Here is a 1,929-nt window from a genome sequence, read left to right on the forward strand (position 1 = left end):
CATGTCGACCGACTTCGCAGACGTCGTGACGGCCGCGCGGTCCATCCGCAACCCGGTACTGCCCGGGTTCCACCCGGACCCGTCGATCCTGCGCGTGGGCGACGACTACTACCTGGCCACCTCGACATTCGAGTGGTACCCCGGCGTCCGCGTCCACCACTCCCGCGACCTGGTCCACTGGCGCCCCATCGGCGGCATCATCGACAGCAAACGCCTACTGGACCTGCGCGGCTGCGGCGACTCCAACGGCATCTGGGCCCCCGACCTCACCTGGCACGACGGCCTGTTCCACCTCGTCTACAGCGACGTCGCCAGCTTCGCCTCCGGCTACTGGGACCCCCAGAACTACCTCACCACCGCACCCAGCATCGACGGACCATGGTCGGACCCGATCAAACTGCACTCCCACGGCTTCGACGCATCCCTGTTCCACGACACCGACGGCACCACCTGGCTCCTGGCCATGTCCGCCGACTGGCGCCCCGGCCGCGACCGCTTCGGCGGCATCGAAATCCAACGCTACGACCGCCACCAACAAAAACTCGTCGGCAACCCACAAATCATCTTCACCGGCACCGAAGCAGGCCTCACCGAAGGACCCCACCTCTACCAACACGACGGCTGGTACTACCTGCTCACCGCCGAAGGCGGCACCAGCTGGCAACACCAAGCCACCATCGCCCGCTCCCGCAACCTCCACGGCCCCTACCTCGCCGACCCCAACGGCCCCCTACTCACCTCCCTCAACCGACCCGACCTCACCCTCCAAAAAGCCGGACACGGCAGCCTCGTCCAAACCCAACACGGCCACTGGTACCTCGCCCACCTCGCCGCCCGCCCCTACACCCCCCTGGGCAACTGCGTCCTGGGCCGCGAAACCGCCATCCAAAAAGTCGACTGGCCCACCGGCGGCTGGCCCTCGATCCCCGGCGGCATCCCCGCCGACGACATCCCCGCCCCCGACCTGACACCACACCCCTGGCCAAACCAACCCGCCACCGACCACTTCGACAACCCCGTACTCGGCCCCGCCTGGTCCACCCTGCGCCGACCCGCCACCCCCGACTGGATCGACCTCACCACCCGCCCCACACACCTACGCATCCACGGCGGCCAATCACCCGTCGGCAAACAAACCCCCAGCCTCGTCGCCCGACGCGTCGGATCAACCCACTGCAGCCTCGAAACAGTGCTCGAATTCGACCCCGTCGACCACCGCCACCTCGCCGGAATCACCGCCTACTACAACACCGCCAACTGGCACCACGCCTACCTCACCCGCGCCGACGACGGCCGCCGCACCCTCGAACTCCTCACCTGCAACCACGGCCGCCTCACCACACACCCACACCTCACCATCGACACCAGCACCGCCGACCACGTCGGCCTACGCGCCACCTTCGACGGACCCACCATCCACTTCACCTACAACCTCGGCACCGGCTGGCAAACCATCCCCCACCACTTCGACGCCACCATCCTGTCCGACGAACACGCCGCCACCGTCATCGACGGCGAACCCGCCGCCTGGGGCTTCACCGGCGCCTTCCTCGGCCTCTGGGTACAAGACCTCGGCAACGACGGCATCCACGCCGACTACCACCACGCCACCTACCACGAACACTGACCCGGATCACCGCACCACCACACGCCACACACGCCGTGGCACCGCCCACCGCACCCCACACAACACGCAGCTCACACGTGTGGAGTTGGACGCACAACCCCACACGCGTGAGCCACCACCACACCACCCACCCGACACCGCCCCACCCACCCGGCGGCCCCCACCCACCCGGCGGCCCCCACCCACCCGGCGGCCCCCACCCACCCGGCGGCCCCCACCCACCCGGCGGCCCCCACCCACCCGGCGGCCCCCCACGGCGCCGTGCACCCATGGCGCCGCGCACCCATGGCGCCGCGCATCCC

The 1,929-nt window shown here is 69.3% G+C and carries 1 protein-coding gene; it reads left to right on the forward strand.

Annotated features, from left to right (window positions below; all coding sequences use genetic code 11):
- The coding region (locus KUA19_RS27740; protein ID WP_217400218.1) for a glycoside hydrolase family 43 protein at positions 1 to 1,627 on the forward strand (1,627 nt) is incomplete at its 5' end.
- Between the last annotated feature and the right edge of the window lie 302 nt (positions 1,628 to 1,929).

The sequence above is a fragment of the Catellatospora tritici genome, from assembly GCF_019083965.1.
Lineage (GTDB): Bacteria > Actinomycetota > Actinomycetes > Mycobacteriales > Micromonosporaceae > Catellatospora > Catellatospora tritici.